General features: G+C 64.4%; 23 protein-coding genes. 15 read left to right on the top strand and 8 right to left on the bottom strand.

Features of this window, described 5'->3' with window-relative positions:
• The first annotated feature begins 182 nt into the window (after positions 1-182).
• The 6 genes from CLV45_RS06635 to CLV45_RS06610 all read left to right on the top strand — a co-directional run bounded on the left by CLV45_RS06635 (position 183) and on the right by CLV45_RS06610 (position 6,475).
• Complete coding sequence (locus CLV45_RS06635) at positions 183-611, top strand: hypothetical protein (protein ID WP_100335583.1); 429 nt, start codon at positions 183-185, stop codon at positions 609-611.
• A gap of 280 nt (positions 612-891) precedes the next feature.
• On the top strand, positions 892-1,875 hold the full coding sequence (locus CLV45_RS06630; protein WP_100335582.1) for a pyruvate dehydrogenase complex E1 component subunit beta: 984 nt from the start codon (positions 892-894) through the stop codon (positions 1,873-1,875).
• Between the two features lie 478 nt (positions 1,876-2,353).
• Complete coding sequence (locus tag CLV45_RS06625; protein WP_100335581.1) at positions 2,354-3,397, top strand: aldo/keto reductase; 1,044 nt, start codon at positions 2,354-2,356, stop codon at positions 3,395-3,397.
• A 104-nt stretch (positions 3,398-3,501) separates the two neighbouring features.
• The gene (locus CLV45_RS06620; RefSeq protein ID WP_100335580.1) at positions 3,502-4,497 is read left to right on the top strand and encodes an aldo/keto reductase; all 996 of its coding nucleotides are present in this window, start codon (positions 3,502-3,504) and stop codon (positions 4,495-4,497) included.
• Positions 4,498-4,601: 104 nt separating this feature from the next.
• Complete coding sequence (locus CLV45_RS06615) at positions 4,602-5,504, top strand: alpha/beta hydrolase family protein (protein ID WP_100335579.1); 903 nt, start codon at positions 4,602-4,604, stop codon at positions 5,502-5,504.
• A gap of 47 nt (positions 5,505-5,551) precedes the next feature.
• Entirely contained in the window at positions 5,552-6,475 is a 924-nt protein-coding gene (locus CLV45_RS06610; RefSeq protein ID WP_100335578.1) for a helix-turn-helix domain-containing protein, read from the top strand.
• A gap of 7 nt (positions 6,476-6,482) precedes the next feature.
• Here the strand turns inward: CLV45_RS06610 and CLV45_RS06605 are convergent, their stop codons facing one another.
• On the bottom strand, positions 6,483-7,904 hold the full coding sequence (locus CLV45_RS06605; protein WP_157807329.1) for a hypothetical protein: 1,422 nt from the start codon (positions 7,902-7,904) through the stop codon (positions 6,483-6,485).
• A 215-nt stretch (positions 7,905-8,119) separates the two neighbouring features.
• On the opposite strand from CLV45_RS06605, the gene CLV45_RS06600 reads away from it, so the two are divergent.
• Complete coding sequence (locus CLV45_RS06600) at positions 8,120-8,656, top strand: DinB family protein (RefSeq protein WP_100335576.1); 537 nt, start codon at positions 8,120-8,122, stop codon at positions 8,654-8,656.
• Between the two features lie 290 nt (positions 8,657-8,946).
• Here CLV45_RS06600 and CLV45_RS06595 read toward each other — a convergent pair whose 3' ends face one another.
• Positions 8,947-9,393 (bottom strand): acyl-CoA thioesterase, encoded by a 447-nt coding sequence (locus tag CLV45_RS06595; protein ID WP_100335575.1) that lies wholly within the window; start codon positions 9,391-9,393, stop codon positions 8,947-8,949.
• A 67-nt stretch (positions 9,394-9,460) separates the two neighbouring features.
• Positions 9,461-10,204: a class I SAM-dependent methyltransferase gene (locus tag CLV45_RS06590; RefSeq protein ID WP_100335574.1), complete on the bottom strand. Its 744-nt coding sequence runs from the start codon at positions 10,202-10,204 to the stop codon at positions 9,461-9,463.
• A gap of 138 nt (positions 10,205-10,342) precedes the next feature.
• Here CLV45_RS06590 and CLV45_RS06585 point away from each other — a divergent pair, with 138 nt between their 5' ends.
• From CLV45_RS06585 to CLV45_RS06575, 3 genes are all read left to right on the top strand, one after another.
• Positions 10,343-10,744 (top strand): hypothetical protein, encoded by a 402-nt coding sequence (locus CLV45_RS06585; protein WP_100335573.1) that lies wholly within the window; start codon positions 10,343-10,345, stop codon positions 10,742-10,744.
• A gap of 330 nt (positions 10,745-11,074) precedes the next feature.
• Positions 11,075-11,941: a hypothetical protein gene (locus CLV45_RS06580; RefSeq protein ID WP_170061822.1), complete on the top strand. Its 867-nt coding sequence runs from the start codon at positions 11,075-11,077 to the stop codon at positions 11,939-11,941.
• A 53-nt stretch (positions 11,942-11,994) separates the two neighbouring features.
• Positions 11,995-12,642: a YceI family protein gene (locus CLV45_RS06575; protein ID WP_100335571.1), complete on the top strand. Its 648-nt coding sequence runs from the start codon at positions 11,995-11,997 to the stop codon at positions 12,640-12,642.
• A 122-nt stretch (positions 12,643-12,764) separates the two neighbouring features.
• Here the strand turns inward: CLV45_RS06575 and CLV45_RS06570 are convergent, their stop codons facing one another.
• Complete coding sequence (locus CLV45_RS06570; RefSeq protein WP_170061821.1) at positions 12,765-13,574, bottom strand: universal stress protein; 810 nt, start codon at positions 13,572-13,574, stop codon at positions 12,765-12,767.
• 210 nt (positions 13,575-13,784) lie between these two features.
• On the opposite strand from CLV45_RS06570, the gene CLV45_RS06565 reads away from it, so the two are divergent.
• Positions 13,785-15,401, top strand: coding sequence for a L,D-transpeptidase scaffold domain-containing protein (locus CLV45_RS06565; RefSeq protein WP_157807328.1), 1,617 nt, complete (start codon positions 13,785-13,787; stop codon positions 15,399-15,401).
• Positions 15,402-15,701: 300 nt separating this feature from the next.
• Here CLV45_RS06565 and CLV45_RS06560 read toward each other — a convergent pair whose 3' ends face one another.
• The gene (locus CLV45_RS06560) at positions 15,702-16,037 is read right to left on the bottom strand and encodes a thioredoxin (RefSeq protein WP_211289912.1); all 336 of its coding nucleotides are present in this window, start codon (positions 16,035-16,037) and stop codon (positions 15,702-15,704) included.
• Positions 16,038-16,207: 170 nt separating this feature from the next.
• On the opposite strand from CLV45_RS06560, the gene CLV45_RS06555 reads away from it, so the two are divergent.
• Positions 16,208-17,803: a sensor histidine kinase gene (locus tag CLV45_RS06555; protein ID WP_245882763.1), complete on the top strand. Its 1,596-nt coding sequence runs from the start codon at positions 16,208-16,210 to the stop codon at positions 17,801-17,803.
• Entirely contained in the window at positions 17,800-18,852 is a 1,053-nt protein-coding gene (locus tag CLV45_RS06550; protein ID WP_100335568.1) for a response regulator, read from the top strand. The genes CLV45_RS06555 and CLV45_RS06550 overlap by 4 nt, the downstream gene beginning before the upstream one ends.
• Before the next feature lie 209 nt (positions 18,853-19,061).
• Here the strand turns inward: CLV45_RS06550 and CLV45_RS06545 are convergent, their stop codons facing one another.
• Together CLV45_RS06545 and CLV45_RS06540 are read right to left on the bottom strand one after the other, a co-directional pair.
• Positions 19,062-19,451, bottom strand: coding sequence for a group III truncated hemoglobin (locus tag CLV45_RS06545; RefSeq protein ID WP_100335567.1), 390 nt, complete (start codon positions 19,449-19,451; stop codon positions 19,062-19,064).
• A 26-nt stretch (positions 19,452-19,477) separates the two neighbouring features.
• Positions 19,478-19,972, bottom strand: coding sequence for a hypothetical protein (locus CLV45_RS06540; RefSeq protein WP_211289911.1), 495 nt, complete (start codon positions 19,970-19,972; stop codon positions 19,478-19,480).
• A 190-nt stretch (positions 19,973-20,162) separates the two neighbouring features.
• Here CLV45_RS06540 and CLV45_RS06535 point away from each other — a divergent pair, with 190 nt between their 5' ends.
• Entirely contained in the window at positions 20,163-22,592 is a 2,430-nt protein-coding gene (locus CLV45_RS06535) for a heavy metal translocating P-type ATPase (protein WP_100336976.1), read from the top strand.
• Between the two features lie 21 nt (positions 22,593-22,613).
• Positions 22,614-22,760: a cbb3-type cytochrome oxidase assembly protein CcoS gene (gene ccoS, locus CLV45_RS06530; RefSeq protein ID WP_100335566.1), complete on the top strand. Its 147-nt coding sequence runs from the start codon at positions 22,614-22,616 to the stop codon at positions 22,758-22,760.
• Between the two features lie 10 nt (positions 22,761-22,770).
• Here ccoS and hutI read toward each other — a convergent pair whose 3' ends face one another.
• The gene (gene hutI / locus CLV45_RS06525) at positions 22,771-24,036 is read right to left on the bottom strand and encodes an imidazolonepropionase (RefSeq protein ID WP_100335565.1); all 1,266 of its coding nucleotides are present in this window, start codon (positions 24,034-24,036) and stop codon (positions 22,771-22,773) included.
• Between the last annotated feature and the right edge of the window lie 104 nt (positions 24,037-24,140).

Below are 24,140 nucleotides of genomic sequence, written 5' to 3'. Positions count from 1 at the left end.
GAAGAGCCGTGAATGAGCTACTAAGCAACGGCAATGATCTTCGAAGCGGTGTGAACGATGTAGAGACGCATTCTTACGTCTCGTCGTAGGCGCCGTACCAACGATTGTCGTTCAACGAGGAGACGCAACTATGCGTCTCTACAGCGGCCAAAAGTGTCAATCAGCTGCTACCTTACCGGCCTATGGACTTTATAAACTTCACTCTCGACAAGCAGAATATCGGACTGGAATGGGCCAACGGCGGCTACGCTGATTTGCACAACGACTTCGATTTCGTAGAGCTGCGCTACAACCCGGCCGCCGCTACGCTACGGCTGTCGTGGCAGAAATCGACGGGTGAATGGGCCCGGAATGTGCCGTGGCCGGCGCTGCACCTGGTTTTTGAAGGTGTGAGCTACCTGCGGGTGAAAGAGCGGGACCCAGAATATCCTTTTTCCGAGGACAGCACGGTGCAACATATTTGCCGCACACCGACGGAGGCGCGAGAGGAGTTTGAGAACATCTATTTTAACAAGGATGCCCAACCGGATTACGACGTACTCTTATACTTCGAAAGCGAGTGGGGAATCAAAGTGAATGCGGCTACGGGGCGGCTGCAACTTGAATCCTAAACAGTCTTCTCGGCAGTCGCTCGGCTATGCCGAGTGACGACTACGCGTGAGCAGCTCTGCTGCGAATTACCGCGCGCCAGCAGAACGGCCACACGGCACGGGACGCCCGGGGCAGAGCCCCTCCGCATAGGCGTCACTCGGCAATAGCCGAGCGACTGCCGGGGCGGCGGCAACTTGAATCGTAATCGTGCTTGCCCGTCCCGGCTTGTCGTTGTAGCTTTACGGGCCGGAAAATTTCCGGCATTTTGTTTCTGACGTTTCGAATTCCTGTAATCTGATTATGCGGACCATCCAATTCCGGGAAGCCCTGCGCGAGGCCATGTCTGAAGAAATGCGGCGCGACCCGCGCGTGTTTCTGATGGGCGAAGAAGTAGCTGAGTACAACGGCGCCTATAAAGTAAGCCAGGGCATGCTCGACGAGTTTGGCGCTGAGCGGGTGATTGACACCCCGATTGCCGAGCTCGGCTTCGCCGGTATCGGCGTGGGCGCGGCCATCAACGGCCTGCTGCCCATCATCGAGTTTATGACCTTCAACTTCTCGCTGGTGGCCATCGACCAGGTCATCAACTCGGCCGCGAAGATCTACTCCATGTCGGGCGGGCAGTACTCCTGCCCCATCGTGTTCCGCGGCCCGACCGGCAACGCCGGCATGCTCTCCTCGCAGCACTCCCAGAACTTCGAGAACTGGTACGCCAACACCCCCGGCCTGAAAGTAGTGGTTCCCTCCACGCCTTACGACGCCAAGGGCCTGCTGAAAAGCGCCATCCGGGACCCAGATCCGGTGATTTTCATGGAGTCGGAGCTGATGTACGGCGACAAGGGCGAAGTGCCCGAGGAAGAGTACCTGCTCGAAATCGGCAAGGCCAACGTGGTGCGCCAAGGCAAGCACGTGACGCTGGTGAGCTTCGGTAAAATGATGAAAATCGCCCTGGCCGCCGCCGATGAGCTGGCCAAGGACGGCATCGAAGCCGAGGTAATCGACCTGCGCTCGGTGCGCCCCATCGACTACGACACGCTGGTGGAGTCGGTGAAGAAAACCAACCGCATGGTGGTGGTAGAAGAAGCCTGGCCCCTGGCCAGCATCAGCTCGGAACTGGCCTACACCGTGCAGCGCCGCGCCTTCGACTACCTCGACGCCCCCGTGGTGCGCGTGACCTGCATGGACGTGCCCCTGCCCTACGCCCCCACCCTGATTGAAGCCTCGCTGCCCAACGTGGCCCGCACCATTCAGGCCGTGAAGGAAGTAACCTACCAGAAGGCTTAGTTTCAGCTTTTCTAAGGCAAGCAAAAGCCCTGGCTACCGCGGTAGTCAGGGCTTTTTTAGTTGATTGTTGTTAGTTGACTGTTGTTAGTTGATTGTTGTTAGTTGATTGTTGTTAGTTGTTAGATCTGTCATCCTGAACGGCGCGAAGCAGAGTGAAGGACCTTCCTTACCTACCCCACTGAGGATTGTACCAACGTACCAAAGCCCTTTTCCGCGCAAGCAGAAAAGGGCTTTGGTACGTTGAATGATGCTTGTCACGAAGGCGAGGCAGGTCCTTCGGCTGCGCCTCAGGAGGACAGACTGCCTAACAACAATCAACCAACAACTAACAACTAACAACAATCAACGAACAACAATCAACTAACAACTGCATTTTGTGTTGCAGAAGCGTGGGTTTGTGTAGGCTCGACGGGCCAGTCAGGCCGGACCTTTGGGAAAGTTGTTTTACCAGAACAGCCCCACTCCCAACCCCTGCTTTATGTCGCTACCCAACTTCCGTACCCTGGGCCGCTCCGGCCTCGTGGTCAGCCCCCTGGCCCTGGGCACTATGACCTTCGGCACCGCCCGCTGGGGCTCCGATGATGACGTTTCCCGGGCCGTGTTTGATGCTTACGTCGACGCGGGCGGCAATTTCCTGGATACCGCCGACGTGTACTCGGGCGGGCAGAGCGAGGAAATGCTGGGCCGCTTCGTGGCTGAGCGCCGCCTGCGCGACCAGCTGGTGCTGGCCACCAAGTTCAGCTTCGGCGGGCAGGCGGGCAACCCCAACGTGGGCGGCAACGGCCGCAAGAACATCCTGCGGGCCCTGGAAGGCTCCCTGCGCCGCCTCCACACCGACTACGTGGACCTCTACTGGCTGCACGCCTACGACTCGGTGACGCCAGTGGAAGAGGTGCTGCAAACCCTGGGCGACCTGGTGCGGGCGGGCAAAATCCGCTACTTCGGCTTCTCCAACGTGCCGGCCTGGTACGCCACCAAAGCCGCCACGCTGGCCGCCGCCCACGCCGTGCCCGGCCCCGTGGCCCTGCAGCTGGAATACTCCCTGGTGGCCCGCCGCATCGAGCAGGAGCACGTGCCGGCCGCCCTCGAAACGGGGCTGGGTATTACGCCGTGGAGCCCGTTGGCGGCCGGCTTTCTGGCCGGCAAGTACCAGCGTGAGGGCGCCGGGGCCCGGGGCGAAGGCCGCCTGAGTGGGCCCAACCCCTTCGGTAACCTGAAATTCACCGACCACAACTGGCGGGTACTCGACGCGCTGCGGCCCGTGGCGGCCGAGCTGGGCCGGCCCTTGGCCCAGGTGGCCCTGGCCTGGGTGGCCCGGCAGCCCGGCATCAGCTCGGTCATCGTGGGGGCCAGCAAGGTGGCCCAGCTGCACGAGAGTGTGGCCGCACTCGACATTGAGCTGAGCCCGGAGCAGCTCCAGACCCTGGACGAGGCCAGCATCCTGGACCCGTTCCAGGACCGGTTCTGGCCCATGCTGAAGAAGGCCGTGTTCGGGGGCGGCAGCGTGCAAGGGTGGCAGTAGCAGCGTTTTGTGTTGCAGAAGCGCGGGTTTGTATACCTGCGGCAGCTACCCGGCGGCGGACCTTTGTGCAGTAGAACTATTCATCCTTCTTACCTGAAAACAAGATGAGCACCATCAAACAAGTAGCCCTGGGCAGCCAGGGTTTGGAAGTACCCGTGGAAGGCCTGGGCTGCATGGGCATGACCAGCGGCGTCAACGGCATGAGCGTGTACGGCGAGGCCGACGAGGTGGAAAGTGAAGCCACCATTCACCGGGCCCTGGAGCTGGGCGTGAACCTGCTCGACACGGCCGATTTGTACGGACCGATGGTCAACGAGCGGCTGGTGGGCCGGGCCATTGCCGGGCGGCGGCAGGACATACTTCTGGCTACCAAATTTGGCTTTGAAGTCGACGACCAGGAAAACTGGACCGGCGGCTACAACGGCCGGCCCGAGTACGTGCGCAAAAGCATTGAACGGTCGTTGCGCAACCTTGGCACCGACTACGTGGACCTCTACTACCTGCACCGTATCGACCCAAATACGCCGCTGGAAGACACCGTGGGGGCCATGAGCCGGCTGGTGGAGGAAGGCAAGGTGCGCTTTCTGGGCCTCTCGGAAGTGACGGCCGAGGAGCTGCGCCGGGGCCACGCCGTGCACCCGATTACGGCCCTGCAAACCGAATACTCGCTCTTTGACCGGGGCGTGGAGGAAAACGGCGTACTGCAAGCCACCCGGGACCTGGGCATCGGCTTCGTGGGCTACTCCCCGCTGGGCCGGGGCTTTCTGTCGGGCGACATCAAGACCCCGGACGACTTCGAGGCTTCCGACTCCCGCCGCTTTTTCCCCCGCTACCAGGGTGAGAATTTCTATAAGAATCTGGCCTTGGTGGAGAAGCTCCAAAGTTTGGCCCAGGCCAAGGGCGTCACGGCGGCCCAGCTGGCCTTGGCCTGGGTGCTGGCTCAGGGCGTGGTGGCCATTCCCGGCACCAAGCGCCGCAAGTACCTGGAGCAGAACGTGGCAGCGGCCAGCCTCGCGCTGAGTGAGGCGGAGCTGGCCGAGCTGGAAGCCATTATGCCAGTGGGCAGCTCGGTGGGCGCAGCCTATCCGGAAGGCTTTTAGCCGGCCGGATAAACGGCCGGGGCCGGGCTGGTATTATTGGCCCGGCCCCGATGCGCCGGAACCCACAATTAGCGTACTTGCCGGCCTAACCAACCCCGACGCTGATGAGCTACCCGGTGGGCTACCGCAGCCTCCTTGTAACCGACGCAACCCTGGCCCTGACCTTTCCCGTGGTGGTGCTCTACCCCAGCGCCGGACCCGAACAGCCCGAGCAACTGGGCCCCTACGAGCTGAGCCTGGCCCGGGCGGCAGAGCCAGCTCCCGGCCGGTTTCCCGTGGTGCTGATTTCGCACGGGACGGGCGGCTCGGGGCTGGTATACCGCACGCTGGCGCACTTTCTGGCTAGTCAGGGCTTTGTCGTGGGCCTGCCCGAACACCCGCACAACAACCGCGCGGACGACTCCTGGGCCCAAACGCCCCAGAACCTGACGGCCCGCCCCCGCCACCTGCAGCTGGCCCTCGACGCGGTGCTCCACGACTCCTCCCTGGCCCCGGCCACCGCGCCCGACGCCGTGGCGCTGATTGGACACTCCCTGGGCGGCTACACGGCCCTGGCCCTGGCCGGCGGCACGCCCACCACGCTGCCCCGGGAGTCGGCCGACGGGCGGCCCCGGCTGATTCCGACGCCGACGGATGGGCGTATCCGGGCGCTGGTGCTGCTAGCTCCGGCCACGCCCTGGTTTCGGGCGCCGGATACGCTGTGCCAAATACAAGTGCCGGTATTGCTGCTCACCGCCGAAAAAGACCAGCATACCGGGCCCTGGCACGCGCAAAACGTGCTGCGGGGCCTGCCCGACCCCGCCCGGGTGCAGCACCGGGAGGTGGCAAACGCCGGCCACTTCTCGTTTCTGAGTCCGTTTCCGGCCGCGCGGGTCAGTCGGATGTTTCCGCCTTCCCAGGACCCACCGGGCTTCGACCGGGCGCAGTTTCAGCAGGAGCTGCAGGCCGAGGTTTTAACTTTTCTACGGGCGGTGCTCCAACCTGCGGAGGTCCAACGAGGTTTGTAGCATAGTTGTCCGCGGGCCGCTTTTTCCAACCCGGTTATTTTCCTCTTATGAAACAGTCAGCCCGCGAATTCAAGGTTTTATCCACCGTGTCGGATTTCACCCGCCACTTCAACTTTCCGCCGCCGGCTCACCCGCTGCTCACCGTTATTGACCTGGAAAAGACGCGCCATTTGGTGCCGCCCACCAGCCCGGTTGTGCGGCAGCTCTACATTATTTCGCTGAAGAAAAACCTCAAGGGCAAGCTGCACTACGGGCACCGGGCCTACGATTTCAGCCAGGGCGTGCTGGCGTTTTACGCGCCCGGGCAGTTCTGCGAAGGCAGCCCCTCGGTAGATATTTCGGAGCTTAGCGGCTGGATGCTGGTCTTTCACCCCGACTTGCTGCTCAAGCACCCGCTGGCCAAGAAAATCAGCACCTACGGCTTCTTTTCCTACGCCGTAAACGAGGCCCTGCACTTATCCGACGCCGAGGAACAGGCCCTGGAAGGCTTGATGCACAACATTCGGCGCGAGTATCAGCAGCCCATCGACGCCTTTAGCCACGACGTGCTGGTGGCCCAGCTCGACGTGCTGCTCAGCTACGCCAACCGCTTCTACCACCGGCAGTTTCTGACCCGGCGCACGGCCGAGCACGACCTGCTGACCCGCTTTGAAACGCTGCTGACGGCCTACTTCGCCCAGGACGGGGAACTGCCCTTGCCCACCGTACAGCACTTTGCCGATCAGCTGCACGTGTCGCCGGCTTACCTGAGCGACATGCTGCGCACCCTCACCGGCCAGAACACCCAGCAGCACCTGCACCACGGCCTGATTGAAAAAGCCAAGCACTTGCTGCTGAGCACCTCGCTGAGCATCAACGAAACCGCCTTTCAGCTGGGCTTCGAGTATCCGCAATATTTTACCCGCCTTTTCAAAAGCAAAACCGGCCTGACGCCGGCCGCCTTCCGGACGGCGGACCACGCGGCGGCCTAGCATTTTCTCAGCGCTGGGCCTCGGTCCCGCCCAACGGAGCCAGCACCCGCACGTCGGCCGTGAGCTGGCGTTGGGTTTGGGTTGAAAGCCGCAAGCAGAGTAGCACAAATACCGCGTAGCCGGCCATCAGCAGGGCTATTCTGGGCCAAGGCAATGCCGTCCAGGCGGGCCGCCACTGGGCCCCGCCGAAGCAGGCCACCGCGTACAGCAGCAGGTGCAGGGGCAGCAGAAACCGGCACTCCATGGCAATGGGCAACGCCGCCAGGCACGGCAGCAGCAGGGCCGCTACCGTGAGCAAACTGCGCCCGTCCACGGCCCGCCCGCCGGCCGCTGCCACAACCAGGGCCACAAACCAAACCGAGTAGTGCAACCCCGCCAGCCACGGGGACCGGGCGGTAATTCGGGTGACGAACGGGCTGGGATACTGTACGTCGAGGCCGTTAAACAAATGCCGGCCGTAGAGAGCCACAAAGGCCAGCGGCTCGCGCCGGGTCGCAGCGGCATACTGGGCGTAGCTGGTGAAATGGCGGGTGTGCAGGCGCTGCAGCAGGGCCTGGCCGGCCGGGTCGGTGTAGAGCATGCGCGGGGCGGGAAAGGCCGGGTCCAGGCTGGTTTCGTACTTCTGAATAACTAGCCCCCAACCCAGCTGCGCCAGGTACAGGTTGGCCGTGGGCAGGCGGGCATCGCGCGACAACACCAGGGGCGTAGCCACGTGGTGGTGGCGCTGGTTGAGCAGCAGCTGGGGCCCACCCAGCAGGGCCGCGCCCAATAGCAACCCGCCGAGCTGCCCCAGGCGCCGCGGGCCGGGCACATGCAGCACGCTCAGCAACAGTACCGCCGGGGCGGCCAGCAAGTACACGGGCCGGATGTTGGCGGCCGCCATCAGGCCGGCGCCGGCCAGCACGGCCGCCCCTGGTCCGCCCCGGCCCAGCACCAGCCACAAGCTCAGCACCAGGGCCAGCACGGCCGGAAAGTCGGACAGCACGAAGTTGAAATAGTCGCGCCAGAACAGGAAGCCCAGCCCGGCAAATGCCAGCCGCGGCAGCCAGTCCAGGCGGTGGCGCGGAAACAGCCGCAGCCACAGCGCCGGCCCGGCCCAGCCAAAGAGCAGCGCCGCGTAGGCGGCCCCCATCAGGCGGGTAAGCGTGAGCGGGGCAGCCCCGGTGAAGTGGGCCACGGCCTTGGCCGGCAGGTTGAGCAAGGGCAGTAGGTAGCCCCGCAGCGCATCATCGTAGGCCAGAAAATGGAAGCTTCCGGCCCGAAAAAACCGCTCGGTCAATGTCCAGTAGCCCAGCGCGTCATACACCATTGCGGAGCAAGCCGAAAACGGCAGGTACAGACAGTACAGCAGAAAGATACCGGCGGTGAGCGGCCAACTGCGGGAGCCGGACGACGGAAGCCGGGCAACTGGGGCTTTAGCGTCGCTCATCGGCGGAACCGGCATAAGGACGGCCCGGCTTCGTTGCCGCAGTTTGCCGCTGGAAAGCAGCCTAAGGAAGAAAAGCAGAAATTCATGCCGGGCGGAGTAGAAGGCCGAAAAACCAGCCCGTGGCCGCCCAGGCGCCTGGGGTAGGGCCGAGCTGCAACGGGGTATTTTACGTACCTTTTGCCCAAATCTACTGACTTCTTTCCGCCTCCGCCCGCATGAATCATCGTCTGCACATCCGCTTCGAGCAGCTCGAGCAAGCCACTACTCGCCTGCTGGCCTCGGTCGAGGCCCTGGGGGAGAAAGCCCACCAGTCGCCCGGGGTGGGACAATGGTCGGCGGCCCAGGTGGTGCAGCACCTGCTGGTGGCCGAAACCGGCATTGGGCAGTACATCAGCAAGAAGATTCAGCAGGAAGAAGGCCTGACCAAAACCAGCTTTATGACCTTCGTCCGCTCCCGGGTGCTGCGCCTGGCCCTGCGGCTGCCGTTTCTGCGCTTCAAAGCCCCCAAATACCTGGCCGCCCTAACGCCCGACACGGTGCCGCCCCTGCCCGAGCTGCGCGCCGACTGGGAGCGGGTGCGCCGGCAGCTGGAGCAAATCCTCAACGAGTTTCCCAGTCTGCTGCTCAACCGCGACATTTTCAAGCACCCCCGCTCGGGCATGCTCAACATCTACCAGACCCTGGACTTCATGGTCGACCACGTGCTGCACCACCAGAAGCAGCTGGAGCGCATTACCAAAGCAGTGAGTTAATATGCTCAGGTGCTGATGTGGGGAAATGTGCTAATGCTTATCTGTCCTTGCGAGGCGCAGCCGAAGCCATCCGTCCTCTGCGCAGTACAACTCGTTCTTGTACCAGAAAGCCCTTTATCGGTAGTTCGATAAAGGGCTTTTCACATTAAAGAGCGGAGCACATTTCAGAGGACGGATGGCTTCGCAAGCTCGCAAGGACACATTCCCCCTCATTCCTCACATTCAACCACATTTAGCACATTCACACACGTCAAGCATTAGCACATTCCTGCCATTAGCACTTGAGCACCCTACTTCTGTCCCCGCTCGATGTCGGCGTAGGACTCGTGCTTGTCGAGCTTGAGCATGGCGGCTACCATTTCGACGGGGGGCACGGTGAGCTTGCGCAGGCGCAGATCGAGCCAGGCGCCGTCGACGGCCACGGTGGCGGCCACGCGGCCGTCGGCTTTGTAGATGGTGTGAATGATGCGCCACCGGGCCCCGTCGGCGCTGAGGCCGCTGAGCTCGGCGGTGACCTTGATGGCCTCACTCAGGCTGATTTCCTTGAGGAAGCGGGTGTCTTCGCGGAACAGAATCGGGCCGATGCCCAGCTCGGCGAAGCGCTTCATCGGGAAGCCTGCCTCGGCCAGGAACTCGAGGCGCAGCTGGGCGGCGTAATCGGTGTAGGCCGAGTGGCGCATGTGGACGTTGGGGTCCATGTCGGCCCAGCGGGCAGTGTAGGTTTTGGCGTATTCCATAAACGGGTAAAGCGGTAAAGAAAGCCGGCCCGCCGACCGGCGCCGGCTGCGCATGCAGCCGGCGAACTTACTGGTTGTCGATATTCTGCTGCTTGAGGGTGAGGCGCACCAAATACTGCTGCTGGTCGTCTTCGCCCAGGAACTCAACTTGGTAGCCGGCTTCCTCGGCGTAGTCCTGCAGCAGGCTGGCATCGGCGAAAAGCCAGTCGAAAGTAGCCCCGGTTTCCTCGCCGTAGCGCATGGAATACTCCACCTCGCCGTAGTAAGGGCCGTTGAGGTTGAGCACCAGGGCGCCGTCCTCGTCTTCGTAGAGGTAGCTGATGTCGGAGGAAGTGGCCAGAATCTGGCCGCCGGGGGCCAGCAGGTGCTTGGCCTGCTGCAGAAACTTCTCCAGCCCTTCGAGCGTGCCCACCAGCCCAATACCGTTCATGAGCATCAGAATCGTGTCGTAATGCTCGGTGGCGGGCAGCTCGAACAGGTTGTGGCAAGCGGCTTCCTGCACCCCGCGCTGCTGCAGCACCTGCACCGCGCCGGGGGAGGCGTCGATGGCCTTGACCTGAAAGCCCCGGCTTTGCAGCTCCAGGCTGTGGCAGCCGGCCCCGGCCCCGGCGTCGAGCACCCGGCCGCGGCATTCTTCCAGGGCGGTGCGCTCCAGCTCGGGCATTTCCCAAAGGGTGCGGAAAAAGTAGCTGGCCGGCAGCGGCTCTTCGTCGGCCACGTTGCTGTGCACGGTCAGCTCGGCCTTCTTGTTGCCTTGTAGATACGCCAGCAGGGCGTGGCCGATGGGGTCGGGAGCAGGAGATTGGGACATGTCGCAAAGGTAAGAGGAGTTGCCACAGGGTACGAAAAACAGCGGGGGCCGGCCGGAAATCGGGACGGGCCTGTATCTTTCCGGCCCCGATCTGCGTTGTTTTCCCGCAACCCTTCTTTCCTTTTCGCCCTTTCTGCAATGGCCAGCAACCTCGACTACCTCGACCCTAACCTGATTCCGCTCGAAGACAAAGTAAAAGCCTACCTGGAGGCCGAAGAAGACCTGCGCAAGGCCGTCGTCGAGTCCAAGTCCTTGCCCAACAACGCCGCGGCCGAAGCCCAAGCCAATGCGGCCTTTGACCACCGCCCCGCCACCGGCAGCTTCGACCAGCACGCCGACGAGGTGGAGCAGCGCCTGCAAAACCTGCGGGACGACTTGCAGCTGCTGCGCCAGGAAATCATCGGGATGCTGCCCACCCGCAACGAATTCGTGAAAGTAAACCTGGGCTACGGCCCCAGCCGGGTGGGCGCCTTTGCCGTGGAGCACGGCGGGGAGACTACCTCGGCCGAGCCGCACTACGAGCTGCGCATCGTGCATTAAGCTTTTCTGCCCGGGCTTCGGCCCACCCTAGCAAGCCGCTGCGGCTCCTGAGAAATTCGGGGGCCGCAGCGGCTTGCTTTGTTTGGTGTAAAACGGGGCCGAAAAAAATACTGCGCCCCCCATGAGGCCGCAGGCAACCCTTTCGGCCGCGCCGCCGAGTAAGTATTCAGCTAGCCGCTCCGGCGGCTGGGCAGGCCCGGTTCCGGCGCCCATTTTCCGCGTGCTGGCCACACAGTTGGAAATACCGCCGAGCTATTGGGTCCGGGGCGGCCCGCGCCGATGGGCGGCCTGCCTCCTATCATTTCCTCCCACCTTTTTTCCGTGCATATTATGCTTGGTCAGACCTTCTATGCCCTTGGCCGCCGCTTGTTTCGTTACGGAGCGGTAGGGTTCCTGCTGGGTACCGCGCTGAGCCTGGCGGGTTGCAGCAGCTCCCAGGACGACGATGCCGCCGCGCCTAAGCCCGCCATCCGCCTCGAAACCAACGCCACGCTGGGCAAATACCTCGTTGATGCCCAAGGCAATACCCTCTACTACTTCGGCCGGGACCTGGCCGGCACCAATTCCTGCACGGGGGGCTGCGCAGCCCTGTGGCCCCTGTTTTACGCCGAAAACCTGGTGGTGGGCGACGGGTTGAAAGCCGAGGACTTTGCCACCATTACCACCACCGACGGCCAGAAGCAGACCACTTACAAAGGCTGGCCCATGTACTACTACGCCCCGGCCAACGGCAGCGGCCAGAACGTGCGCGAACAGCCCGGCGAAGTGAAAGGAGAAAACGTGGGCAACGTCTGGTTTGTGATGAAGCCCGACTACGGCCTGCTCCTGGCCCGGGCCAACGTGACCAACAAAACCACCACCCAAACCACTCAGAAAAGCTTCCTCATCGACAGTCAGGGCCGCACGCTCTACACCTTCGCCCTGGACCAGACCAAGCCGACCACTCAAAGCACCAACTGCAGCGGGGGCTGCATCACGACGTGGCCGGTATACCTGGAAACGGGCCGCAACTTGCCCTCAATGCTGAAAAGCAGCGACTTTGGGGTCATCACCCGGCCCGACGGGCCCAACAATACCACCCGGCAGCAAACCACCTACAAGGGCCTGCCGCTCTATTACTACGCCCCCGACGGAGCCACCCGCAGCAAGGTGGAAGGCGACGGGGTCGGGGGCGTGTGGTCGGTGGCTACGCCGTAGGCGGGCCGCTAACTCCCGAGCACCGCTTTTCACCACGCTAACCGTTACTGCTTATGCTCTCTAAAATTACGCTTGGCGTCGGCTGGGCGCTGTTCGGCCTGGGCTTTGCGGCCCGGGCCCAGACGACCGAACTCCCGACCAGCCCCACGGGCACGGCCTCGACTGGGCCGGCCGTGGAATTGCCTTCTTCCAGCCACTCGGCTTTCCAACTCAAGTACGGCACCAACTACGGGCAGATTACCTTTTTCTCCAGCACGCCCATCGAGGATATCGAGTCCCAGAACCAGCAGGTGGCCGCCATGGTCGACCTGGTGACGGGGCGGGTGGCTTTTTCGGCGCCCATGAGGGCGTTTCACTTCAAGCGCCACCTGATGGAGGAGCACTTCCACGAAAACTACGCCGAGTCGGACAAATACCCCAAGGCCACCTTCAGCGGCAAACTGCTGGCCTTGCCGGCCGGGGCCAAGCTCAAGAAAGCCCCCCAGCCGGTGGAGGTGCAGGGCTTTTTGACCATTCACGGGGTGAAGCGCAAAATCAAGGTGCCGGGCACGCTCGAAATCAAGGACGACCAGCTGCTGATAACCTCCACCTTCGCCGTGGCCCCGGCCGACTACAACATCGAAATTCCGTCTTTGGTCCGCGACAATATTGCCAAGTCGGTGGACGTGAAGGTGCTGCTCGTGTGCACCCAGCTGCCTTGAGTAGCGGCCCGCGCCGCGCCGGCCCGGCAGTCATTGACCAAAGCCCGGGTGCAAAGCTTGTTGTGGGGACGCGCTTTGCACCCGGGCTTCCGGTTTGCCGGCAAACCGGAAGCCCGCCACCGCTACTGGGCGGGTAGTACCAGCACCGGCACCGGGCTGTGCAGCAGCACCTGGGCCGTGACGCTGTGGTGAAACAGGTGGCCGAGCACGCTCCGCCGCCGGGCCAGCAGAATGACCAGGTCGAACTCCCCGCTCCCGGCGGCGGCCAGAATGGCGTCGGCGGGCCAGGCGTGGCGCAGCGTCCGGGTTTTGAGCGGCAGCTCCGGACTCAGGCCCAGCAGCGCCGCGGCCTCCTCAGCGGGCCGGGCGGCCTCCTCAGCGGGCCCGGCCCCAACGTGCAAAACCGTAAGGCGGGCGTGCAGCGGGTTTAGCAGCCGGTCCACCACAAGGGCCGATTCGGGCAGCTCATACGGCTCGTTATCTAGGGCCAGCAGCACCCGGCGGGGCAGCCCCACAACGGCTTGCTCGGGCACGACCAGCATGGGCCGGGTTGTGGTTGGCAGCAGCTCCAGGGCCGTGGTCGTGGCCAGCTCGTCGGGCAGCTCCTCGTGGCGCGGGCGGCCCAGCACCAGCAGGGCGGGCTGGTGCTGGCGCAAGGCCCCGGTTACGGCCTCGGCCACGCGGCCCTGCTGCACTTCGGTTACGGCCGGTACCGGCAAATCTTCCGTGAGGCAGGCCAGGGCCCGGGCCGCTACGTCCGGACTGCGGCGGGGCTGGGGCGCGGTGAGCAGCTCGGAGTCCAGAATACCGGGGGCACACACGTGCAGCACCACCAGCGGCGCTTCCAGCACCCCGGCCAGCGCGGCGGCATAGTCCAGGGCCCGGGCGGCGGGCTGGCGGAAGTCGGTCAGTACAAGCAGGGAAGCAGCCATTGCCAGGAAGTGAAAGGGTGAGAATGCGGCAGCAAGAACGCGCCGCGGGGCTGGTCTTCCCCTGCCGGAAGTCAGGCGCCGCAGCTGATTTTTGTCAGTTGTCCGGGGCGGCGTTTCGGCTACTCTTGCAGCTGGCCTGAACACCCTTGCTACTGAGCTCCGCCAGGGCTGCTCAACCGGCTCCGAGGCTCCAGCTCTGCTCCCCTTCCCATGCGCGCACCTTCTTCTTCTGCGGCTTCCCCAAGCTCCGACCATCCTTCCGGTGCTGCCACCGCCGCCCAAAACCCACGCCGGGCCGGCCGCGGCTGGCGGCTGAGCTGGGTGGCCCCTTTGCTCTTGCTAACTAGCTGGTGCTCCTCTCCGGCCCGCGTTGGGGAGCTGCCGGCCGTGGTCCTGGCCCAGTTTCGTGACCCGGAACCCGCGTCGGCCGGCCCGCTGCTGCGGGCCCTGCTCGATACCACGGCGGCCGGCAGCGCCGCCGCGGCCGATGCGCGCCTGGGCCTGGAGGTGGGCGCGGCGGTGCGGCGGTTTTACGGTGCGGAAGTGCTACCGGCCTGGACGCTGGCGGCGGACAGCCTGAATGCTCCAGCCCGGGAGGCGCTGGCCTTGCTGCACCGGGCCCGGGAATTTGGCCTGCGCCCGGCCGACTACGGCGGCTCCCGCCTGCGGGCCCTGCGCGACTCCCTGACCCGGCCCACTGCCTCCGGTCGGCGGGCCCGGCAGCAGGCCCGGCTGGAACTCCTTCTCACCGACGCCGTGCTGCGTTTCATGCTCGACCTGGGCCGGGGCCGGCTCCGGACCTACACCGTGGCGGGGCGGGAAAAAGCGCGGGGGCAGGTCTGGCAGCCAGCCGAGGAGCTGCGCGCGGCCTTGTCCGGCAATACCGTGGCGGCCACCCTGCGGGCCGCCCAGCCCACCCACTGCGAGTACCGGCAGCTGCAGCAGGCTTTGGCCCGGTGGCTGACCCGGCCCGTAGCTCCCGACTCGGCCGTCTTCCGGCAGGTGCAGTACGAGCACGCGGCCCTGAATCTGGAGCGGTGGCGCTGGGAGACCCTGCCGCCCGACTCAGCATACATCCTGATCAACATTCCGGCCTACGAGCTGCAGGTGGTAGCCCACGACTCGGTGGTGCGCCGGCACTGCGTCATTGTGGGCAAGCCCGAAACGCCCACGCCCACGCTCAGCAGCCGCGTCAGTTACTTTACCCTGGCCCCCGAGTGGCGGGTGCCCCGCTCCATTGCCGTAAAGGAAATGCTGCTCCGCCTGCGGGAAGACGCCGGCTACCTGGCCCGCAACGGCCTCAGCCTCTATGACGCCCGGGGCCTGCCGCTCGACCCGTATTCGGTGGACTGGCGCCAGGTCACGGCCCGCGGCTTTGGGTATTCCATCCGGCAGGCGGCGGGTTGCGACAATGCCTTGGGCAACATCGTCTTTCGCTTTGCCAACCCTTACTCGGTGTACCTGCACGACACGCCCATGCGCCAGTTCTTCACCCGCCCCGACCGGGCCCTGAGCCACGGCTGCGTCCGGCTGGAACAGCCCCTGCGGCTGGCCGCCTACCTGCTGCGGCGCGAAGGCCGCCGGGAGCCTCTGCCCAACGAGGCCGAGTGCGCCCGCCAGCCCCAGCCCCGCGACGTGCGACTGCACCGCGCCCTGCCCCTGCACATCCGCTACGCCACCTGCGTGGCCGAAAACGGCCACTTGCGCTTCCTGCCCGATATCTACCACCTCGACGAGCCCCTGCGCAAGGCGCTGTTTGGCCCTACGGCCTTACCGGCTAAGCCTCGTCCTGCCCCAACTGCCGCCGCGGGCCGTGAAATTTGGTAGGTCCGATACTCTGCAAGCTGGTCGGCCTGCATCCTTTTCCTCAGGTGAGCACTATTCGTCCCTGGGCTCAGAGGGATAACCGGGGTGAGTGGGGCAGCCAGGGCAAGGGCTTAGCCCAGGAGTACCTTTCAAAATAAAATCTGATAGGTACGCCAATTGTGGAGTACCTACTAAAATAAAATTGAGAAGGTACGCCAGATGAGGAGTACCTATTAAAATAAAAATGAGAAGCTACGACTCGAGCCTGCTTCCCTTGGCGGCAACGTATCCTGCCGGCCTGCCTAGCCCGCCGCAGTACGCTTAGGGCACCGCCTGGGGCAGGACTGGCACCGTGGGCCGGAGCTTGCTGAGCAGTAGCGGGGCCAGGGCCTCGTCAGTGGGCAGGCCCTGGTGGCGCCAGAGCTCCACGCCCTGCTGCACCAGCACCAGGGCCGGCAGCTCGGTGGCCGCAAAGCTGCGCACCACGGCCGGGTGGCGGGCCTCCTCTACCCGCAGCACCCGCACGGCCGAGCCCAGCTGCCGCTGCAGGGCCTGTAGGGCGGCTGGGGCCGGGCGGACCGCGCCCACCGCGGGCAGCAGCACCAGCAGCACCGCCGCCTCGGGGGGCCGCACAGAATGGGAAGGAAAAGTGGACATCGGAACTCGGGCTAAGGGTGCAGCCGTAAAATTACCGGCCCGGTCCGGCCGCCGGGATGATGCCGGTCAGGGGGCTACCTGATTTTTATCAGCCCCGGCCCCAAGCTGCCGTCTTTTATCTTCGCACCCGCCGCCGGGCCTTTCTGCTGCTCGGGCGCGTATTCCGCTCTATGCTGCCTGCCTCCTTCGCTCCCGCCCTGCTCGATTTGCTTTACACCCAGGCCCGGGAGTTTGTGGGAATTTATGACCTGACCCGGGGCTGGTTTACCCAGGTCAACCCGGCCGGGCTGCAGCTGCTGGGCTACCCGTCGGAAGCGGATTTTCTCGCGGACCCCAGTCGCACCCTGCGCGCCACACCCTGGGCCGAGGGCCAGTGGGAAGCCCTGTGCGTCCAAACCCGGCGCGAAGGCCGCCAGGAAATTGAGGCCGAAATCCGGCGCTACGGTGCGGGCGGTACGTTCTGGGGCCGGGTCGAGCTGGCGTATTTTGAGCACAGCGGGCAGCCGTACCTGCTGGTACGCCTCACCGAGCAAAACCGCCTGCAGCAGGCCGAGCGGGAGCTGGCCCACAGCGTGCGCCGCTTCGAAGCCGTCTTTACCAATGCCACCATCGGCATCATCGTCTGCGACCGGCCCGGCACCATCGTCTCGGCCAACCAGCTGTCCGAACAGCTCTTCGGCTACCGGCCCCAGGAGCTCATGGGCCGCAGCATCGACGTGCTGGTGCCCAACGCCGCCGGCCGCCACCACGACAAGCTCCGGGCTTCCTTTAATGAGAAACCCTCGGTGCGGGGCATGGGCCACAACCGCGACCTGCTGGGCCAGCGCAAAGACGGCTCGGTGTTCCCGGTGGAAGTCAGCCTGAGCTATTTCCACCTCGACGAGGAGCTCTACGTGGTGGCCTACGTGCTCGACATCACCTTTAAAAAGGAAGCTGAGCGGGAGCTGATTGCCCAGCGCGAGTACGTGGAGCGCCTCAACGCCGAGCTCGAGCAGAAAGTAGCCGACCGCACCCACGCCCTGCTCAGCACCCTGGAACAGCTCGAGCAGCGCGGCCAGGAGCTGACCCAGGCCCTGGCCGCCGAGCAGGAATTGGGGGAGCTCAAGTCGCGCTTCGTGAGCATGGCCTCCCACGAGTTCCGGACCCCGCTCACGGCGGTGCTTACCTCGGCCACGCTGATCGAGAAATACCCCGCCACCGAGCAGCAGGACAAGCGCCTGAAGCATTTGCAGCGCATTCGGGCCTCGGTGAACCACCTGAACGATATTCTGGAAGAGTTTCTCTCGGTGGGCCGCATTGAGGAAGGCAAAATCGAAGCCCGGCCGGTGGAACTGGATTTGGGCGGCCTGCTGGAAGAAACCGTGCTCGACGTGCAGGGCATGCTCAAAACCGGGCAGCGTATCGAGCGGCAGGTCCTCTGCCCCGGCCCGGTGCGCCTCGACCCGTCGTTGCTGCGCAAAATCCTGGTCAACCTGCTTTCCAACGCCATTAAGTACTCGGGCGAAAACTCCCTGGTGCGCGTGCTGGCCGACTGCCAGCCGGGCCAACTCACCCTGCGGGTGCAGGACCAGGGCCTGGGCATTTCGAGGGAAGACCAGGAGCACTTGTTCGAGCGGTTTTTCCGGGCCCGCAACGCGGCCAACCTGCCCGGCACCGGCCTGGGCCTCTACATCATTGCCCGCTATTTGGAGCTCATGGATGGCACGATTGCGCTGGACAGTGAGCTGAACGTGGGCACGACCGTCACCATCACCATTCCGCTATGAAAACCATCCTGCTGATTGAGGACAACGAGCTGATTCGCGAAAACACGGCCGAAATCCTGGAGCTCTCGGGCTACCACGTGCTGACGGCCGAGAATGGCAAACTCGGCGTGGAGCTGGCCTTGGGTACCAAGCCCGACCTGGTGGTGTGCGACATTATGATGCCGGTGCTCGACGGCTACGGGGTGCTCCAGATCTTCAACCAGAACCCCCAACTAGCCGGTGTGCCCTTTATCTTTCTGACGGCCAAAACCGAGCGGAGCGACCAGCGCCGCGGCATGGAGCTGGGCGCCGACGACTACCTGACCAAGCCCTTCGACGAGGCCGAGCTGCTGAGCGCCATTACGGGCCGGCTCAACCGCTTCCGCCACCTCAAGCCCGACTACGACCTGCAGGCCCCCGGCGGGCTCAACGAATTCCTGGACGATGCCCGGGCCGTGGCCAACCTGGAAAGCCTCTCGGCCGACCGCCGGGTGCACCCCGTCCGCAAAAAGCATGACATCTACCTCGAAGGCGACGAGCCCACCCGGGTGTACTTCGTGAAAAGTGGCCGGGTCAAAACCGTGAAAGCCACGGCGGGCGGCAAGGAGCTGATAACGGGCCTCTACGGCCCCGGCGAATTTTTCGGTTACCTACCCCTGCTCGAGCACACCGCCCACAGCGACTCGGCCGTGGCCCTCGACGACTCCGAGCTGGTCTACATCCCCCGCGACGATTTTGCCCAGCTGCTGAAGAATCCCGCGGTGGGCCAGCAGTTTATCCGCCTGCTGGCGGGCCGGGTCACCGAGCGGGAGCAGCAGCTGCTGGGCATGGCCTACAACTCCATCCGGCGCCGCGTGGCCGACACCCTGCTGCGCATGCACGAGCAGGCCGCCACCGCCCCCGACGCGGCCATCTACCTCTCCCGCGACGACATGGCCGCCCTGGTCGGCACCGCCCCCGAGTCCCTGATCCGGACCCTGAGCGAGTTCAAGAACGACGGCCTGATTGAGCTCACACCCAAGAACATTCGGGTATTGCAGCCCGAGAAGCTGCGCCGGGCCCACTGGTAGCGGTTGGGGCCGTTAGCTTAGTTACTATAGAACGTCATGCTGAGCGAAGTCGAAGCATCTCTACCGCAGTGGTAATCAAATTGCTTTGACAACGAAGCAGTAGAGATGCTTCGACTTCGCTCAGCATGACATACGCCACTACAACGTCAGCACGCGAGATGTCTCCTCTCTGCTTGAAGCGCAGAATGGTCGACAGGACGTTTGGTGGTTTACAGCAATGAGAGCGGGTCGCGCTTGCGGAGGCGGTACTCAAACATGGTGGCAATATTCAGGGCCCGCACTTTGGCAATATCGGCCACGGGGCCGGCGAAAAGCTCATCGACGGTGGCTTCGAAGAGCTGCATCCAGCGGGTGAAGTGGGTGGCATCAACGGGCAGCGGCATGTGCTTGGGGAAGGGCCGGCCCGAGTAGCGCGAGGTGCCCAGCAGCAGGCTGCTCCAGAAATCGTACATAATGGGCAGGTGGCGCTGCCAATCTACGTGGGCAAAGCCGTTGAAGACCGGGTCGAGCAGCTCGTCCTGGTTTACTTTCTGGTAGAAGGTATCGACCAGGCGCTGCACGTCGGCTTCGGTCTGAATATCGGGGCGGGAATCAGTCATGAGCAGGGGGAAATACAATCGGGCAATCAGGCGGCCAGCTGGGCGGCTTTACGGTTGAGGACCTGCCCGCGGGCTACCTGCAGCGCCCAGCGGAAGGCCCAGCTGCCGGTGAGCAGCAGGGTCAGCAGCTTCACCACGTCCAGGCCGATATAGACCAGGTGCAGGGAGCTGGGCGGGGCCGGGTGGCCGGCCAGCAAAGCCAGGGCCCGCGCATCCAAAGCGGGCAAGAGCCAGAAGGTTTGGAGCAGCAGCACGCCGCTGAGCAACCCCAGGGTGGTGGCAAGATGGGCCGGCACGCGCAATACCAACGCGCTGCCCACGGCCACGGCGGCCAGCAGCAGCTCTACTTTATTCAGCGCGGCAAACACGATACGGCCAATGCCCAGCCCCAACGGCACCGTAATATTAGGCGCGGTGAACTTAAGCGGGGCTTCCAGAAAGGAAATGCCGGCCACCATACCGGCCCAGACGAACAGGGCCAGCACCAGCAGCAGGGCAGCAGGAGCGTGGGAACGAGGCATAATACGCAGGCAAAAAAGCTGGTCGGACCGACAGCAGCGGCGGCCCGACCAGCACGGAACAACACGGCAAAGATGCGGGTTCGGTCCGGGAGTTTAGGCTGAGATGAATCAGCGCGGCACCTGACGTTCGTCAGCTTTTCGGCGGGCTCCGGGTCGGAGCTTTGGGTTTCCAATCCGCTTCGCCTTGCCCGTGACTCCTGCCCCTGCTCCCGTTGCCCCGCCCCGCTCCCACCTGGCCTGCGCCCACTGCGGCGACGACTGCCCCGAAGAACCAATTCGGCTGGCGGCCCGGCCCGCGCTGGCCTTCTGCTGCCAGGGCTGCAAGGCCGTGTACGAGCTGCTCGACGCCAGCAACCTGTGCACCTACTACCGCCTCGACGCGCAGCCCGGCCAGAAAGTGCAGCCCGTGGAGCTACCCGGCCGCTTCGACTACCTCGCCCTGGAGTCGGTGCAAAGCCAGCTGCTCACGTTTCAGTCGCCCACGCTGCACCGGCTCACCTTCACCATTCCGCAGATGCACTGCGCCTCCTGCATCTGGCTGCTCGAAAACCTGTTCAAGCTCAACCCCGGTATCAGCAGCTCCCGGGTCAACTTCCTGCGCAAGGAGCTGACGGTGAGCTACCAGCCCGCCACCACCAGCCTGCAGGCAGTAGTGACGTTGCTGGCTTCCATCGGCTACGAGCCCCGCATAACCCTGGCCGAGCTGGGCGCCCAACCCCACCATGCCAATCGGCGCCTGACCTACCAGCTGGGCCTGGCCGCCTTTGCCTTCGGCAACGTGATGCTGATGGCCTTTCCCGACTATTTTTCCTTCACTGAGCAGCTCCAAAGCCTGTTTGGCCGCTTCTTCGGCGGCCTGAGCCTGTTGCTGGCCCTGCCCGTGCTGCTCATCAGTGCCCGCGACTTTTACTTCTCCGCCTGGCAGGGCCTGAAGCAGCGCTACATCAACCTCGACTTTCCCATCAGCCTGGGCCTGACGGCCCTGTTCACGACCAGCATCTTCGACCTTGCCACCGGCCGCGGCCCGGGCTACTTCGACTCCTTTACCGGGCTGGTGTTCTTCATGCTCATCGGCAAGTGGGTGCAGCAGCGCACCTACGACGCCCTGCGCTTCGACCGGGACTTCACCTCCTACTTTCCCGTGGCCGTGACCGTGCTAAACAAGGACGGCGGCGAGCAGTCGGTGTCGGTAAAAGAGCTCAAGGCGGGTCAGCGCATCCGGGTGCGGCACCAGGAAATCATTCCCGCCGACGCCGTGCTGCTGCGCGGCAACGGGCAGATTGACTACAGCTTCGTGTCGGGGGAAAGCCTGCCGGTGCGCAAGCAGGCCGGGGAAACCGTGTACGCCGGCGGCCGGCAGGTGGGCGAGGCCGTGGAGCTGGAAGTGGTGCGCGAAGTGTCGCAGGGCTACCTCACCCAGCTCTGGAACAACCCCGCCTTTGAGAAGGAAGGCAAGCCCACCCTAGAAACCTACGCCAACCAGGTGGGCCGCTACTTCGTGGCCGTAACCCTGCTGCTGGCCCTGGGCGCGGGGCTCTACTGGTTTCCGCGCGACCCGCAAATGGCGCTACGGGCCTGCACTTCGGTGCTGGTTATTGCCTGTCCCTGCGCTTTGTCGTTGGCCACGCCCTTTGCCCTGGGCGCCGCCCTACGGGTGCTGGGCCGCCACAAGCTCTATCTGAAAAACGCGGCCGTAGTCGAAACCCTGGGCCGGGCCACTACCTTGGTATTCGACAAAACCGGCACGCTCACCGATACCCAGCGCGCCGTGGTCAGCTTCCACGGCCTTGGGCTGAGTGCCGAAGACGAGCAGCGCGTGGCCGCCCTGGCCGGCCAATCAACTCACCCGCTCAGCCAGCGCCTGGTCGAAAAGCTCGGCACTGCGCCCCTGCCGGTAGAAGGCTTTCGGGAAACGACGGGCCAGGGTTTGCGCGGCGTGGTGGCGGGCCGGGAGGTGCGCCTGGGCTCGGCCACCTTCGTCGATTTGCCCGCGGCAGCCCCGCCCGGCGAGCGGCAGGCCCGGGTGTACGTGGCCCTGGATGGACTAGTGCACGGCTGGTACGAGGTCAGCAGCGAGTACCGCCCCGGCCTGGGCTCGCTGCTGCGGGAGCTGGGCCAAACCTACCAGCTGGCCCTGCTCACCGGCGACAACGCCGCCGACGAGCCCCGCCTGCGCCAGCTCTTCGGGCCCGCGGCCGAGCTGCGCTTTAATCAGTCGCCGCTCGATAAGCTGCACTTCGTGGAACGCCAGCAGCAGCAGGGCCGGCGCGTGGTCATGGTCGGCGACGGGCTCAACGACGCCGGAGCCCTGCAGCGCGCCGACGCCGGGGTGGCCCTCTCGGAAACCCTGACCAACTTCTCCCCCGCCTGCGACGCTATCCTGGACGCCGGCAGCTTCGGGCAGCTCGGCACCGTACTCAAGTTTTCCCAGGACTGCCTGCAGATCGTGCTGGCCACCTTCGTGCTTTCGTTCTGCTACAACGGCATCGGCCTGGGTTTGGCCGTGCAGGGCAAATTCACGCCCATCGTGTCGGCCATCCTGATGCCCATCAGCTCACTGAGCGTGATGGTGTTTGCCACATTATTGGTCCGCTACGCCGCCCGGCGGCGGGGCCTGTAACCCACCTTTGTATTCTTCGCCATGACCATTATCTTCCTGCTTATCGGCATCAGCCTGCTGGTGGCCCTGCTGTTCCTGGGCGGCTTCCTCTGGGCCGTGCGCTCGGGCCAGTACGAAGACGACTACACCCCTTCGGTCCGCATGCTCTTTGATGACGAGCCGGAGTAGCGCCGCCCGCTCACGGCGCTTCCAGCGCACTGGTCACGCCGCCAATGATGACTTCCCGAACCGGGTTTTCACCCAGCCAGTAGGGTATCTGCTGGTAATCGGGCACGTCGAGCACCAGGATATCGGCCCGCTTGCCGACGGCAATGCTGCCAATTTCGGTTGCCCGGTTCAGGGCCCAGGCGGCGTTGAGGGTCACGCCGGCAATGGCTTCGAGCGGGGTTAGTCCCATTTTCAGGCAGGCCACCGACAGGGCCAGCCACAGGTTTTTGCTCGGGCAGGAGCCGGGGTTAAAATCGGTGCTGATGGCCACTGGCAGGCCCTGCTCGATGAGCTGTCGGCCAGGGGCGTAGGTTTCCTGGCGCAGAAACAGCGGCACCAGGGGCAGCAGGACCACTACCGTTTGGCCCCCGGCCGCAATGGTGGCGGCATCTTCGGCATTGAGGTAGTCACAGTGGTCCACGCTGACGGCCCCCAGCTCGGCGGCCATAGCCGAGCCGCCCAGGTCGTGGAGCTGTTCGGCGTGAATTTTCAGCCCAAACCCCAGCTCCCGGGCCTGCTGCAGGTAGCGCCGCGAATCTTCGACGCTGAAGGCGCCCTGCTCGCAGAAAATATCCACGAACTCGGCCTCACCCCGCAGCGCAGGCAGCACTTCGGCAGCCAGGAAATCGAGGTAGTCGGCCGGGCGGCCCTTGTATTCGGGCGGCACTACGTGGGCGCCCAGAAACGTAGGCACCACCCGCACCGGCTGCTGCCGGCCCGCCTGCCGGGCCACGCGCACCAGGCGCAGCTCGGTTTCCCGGTCGAGCCCGTAGCCGCTCTTGGCCTCCACCGTCGTCACGCCGTAGCGCCGGAAGTCGCGCAGGTGACGCAGGGCGTTATCGAGCAGCTCGGCTTCGGAAGCGGCCCGGGTGGCGCGCACGGTGCTCAGAATCCCGCCGCCCGAGGCCAGAATATCGAGGTAGGACTCGCCCTGGAGCTTGCGCTGAAACTCGTGGGCGCGGTTGCCGGCAAATACCAGGTGGGTGTGGCACTCCACCAGCCCCGGCATCACCACTTTACCCTGGGCATCCACGATTTGCGTGGCGGGAGTAATCTGGCTTTCATCCAGCTCAGCCATCAGCCCCAGGGCCACGATACGCTCGTTTTCGCAGGCCACAAAGGCATTCTCCAGAATCAGCCAGGAAGCCAGGTCGGGACCGGTGAGCGGGCGGTGCGTGGGGCCGCCGCTGAGCGTGAGCAGCTGGCCGCAGTTGCGAATGAGCAGAGTGTAGGGCACGAACGAAAGGCGCCCGGGGTGAAAACGGGCCGCGGCCCCAAGCTACTCATATAAAAAAAGGATCCGCCAGCAGCTGACGGATCCTTTTCACTTCTCTTGGCTTG

The sequence above is a fragment of the Hymenobacter chitinivorans DSM 11115 genome, from assembly GCF_002797555.1.
GTDB classification, from domain to species: Bacteria; Bacteroidota; Bacteroidia; order Cytophagales; family Hymenobacteraceae; genus Hymenobacter; species Hymenobacter chitinivorans.
Note: the sequence above shows the minus strand (reverse complement) of the source record. Positions and strands in the feature narration are given on the sequence as shown.

Coding starts and splice junctions, on each gene's coding strand:
- CLV45_RS06570 (WP_170061821.1), bottom strand. CDS start 13,574: ATGGCTGCTTCCCTGCTTGTACTGACCGACTTCCGCCAGCCCGCCGCC.
- CLV45_RS06610 (WP_100335578.1), top strand. CDS start 5,552: ATGAAACAGTCAGCCCGCGAATTCAAGGTTTTATCCACCGTGTCGGAT.
- CLV45_RS06585 (WP_100335573.1), top strand. CDS start 10,343: ATGGCCAGCAACCTCGACTACCTCGACCCTAACCTGATTCCGCTCGAA.
- CLV45_RS06540 (WP_211289911.1), bottom strand. CDS start 19,972: ATGCCTCGTTCCCACGCTCCTGCTGCCCTGCTGCTGGTGCTGGCCCTG.
- CLV45_RS06590 (WP_100335574.1), bottom strand. CDS start 10,204: ATGTCCCAATCTCCTGCTCCCGACCCCATCGGCCACGCCCTGCTGGCG.
- CLV45_RS06600 (WP_100335576.1), top strand. CDS start 8,120: ATGAATCATCGTCTGCACATCCGCTTCGAGCAGCTCGAGCAAGCCACT.
- CLV45_RS06605 (WP_157807329.1), bottom strand. CDS start 7,904: ATGAGCGACGCTAAAGCCCCAGTTGCCCGGCTTCCGTCGTCCGGCTCC.
- CLV45_RS06615 (WP_100335579.1), top strand. CDS start 4,602: ATGAGCTACCCGGTGGGCTACCGCAGCCTCCTTGTAACCGACGCAACC.
- ccoS (WP_100335566.1), top strand. CDS start 22,614: ATGACCATTATCTTCCTGCTTATCGGCATCAGCCTGCTGGTGGCCCTG.
- CLV45_RS06545 (WP_100335567.1), bottom strand. CDS start 19,451: ATGACTGATTCCCGCCCCGATATTCAGACCGAAGCCGACGTGCAGCGC.
- CLV45_RS06555 (WP_245882763.1), top strand. CDS start 16,208: ATGCTGCCTGCCTCCTTCGCTCCCGCCCTGCTCGATTTGCTTTACACC.
- CLV45_RS06575 (WP_100335571.1), top strand. CDS start 11,995: ATGCTCTCTAAAATTACGCTTGGCGTCGGCTGGGCGCTGTTCGGCCTG.
- CLV45_RS06560 (WP_211289912.1), bottom strand. CDS start 16,037: ATGTCCACTTTTCCTTCCCATTCTGTGCGGCCCCCCGAGGCGGCGGTG.
- CLV45_RS06595 (WP_100335575.1), bottom strand. CDS start 9,393: ATGGAATACGCCAAAACCTACACTGCCCGCTGGGCCGACATGGACCCC.
- CLV45_RS06635 (WP_100335583.1), top strand. CDS start 183: ATGGACTTTATAAACTTCACTCTCGACAAGCAGAATATCGGACTGGAA.
- CLV45_RS06620 (WP_100335580.1), top strand. CDS start 3,502: ATGAGCACCATCAAACAAGTAGCCCTGGGCAGCCAGGGTTTGGAAGTA.
- CLV45_RS06580 (WP_170061822.1), top strand. CDS start 11,075: ATGCTTGGTCAGACCTTCTATGCCCTTGGCCGCCGCTTGTTTCGTTAC.
- CLV45_RS06550 (WP_100335568.1), top strand. CDS start 17,800: ATGAAAACCATCCTGCTGATTGAGGACAACGAGCTGATTCGCGAAAAC.
- CLV45_RS06565 (WP_157807328.1), top strand. CDS start 13,785: ATGCGCGCACCTTCTTCTTCTGCGGCTTCCCCAAGCTCCGACCATCCT.
- CLV45_RS06625 (WP_100335581.1), top strand. CDS start 2,354: ATGTCGCTACCCAACTTCCGTACCCTGGGCCGCTCCGGCCTCGTGGTC.
- CLV45_RS06630 (WP_100335582.1), top strand. CDS start 892: ATGCGGACCATCCAATTCCGGGAAGCCCTGCGCGAGGCCATGTCTGAA.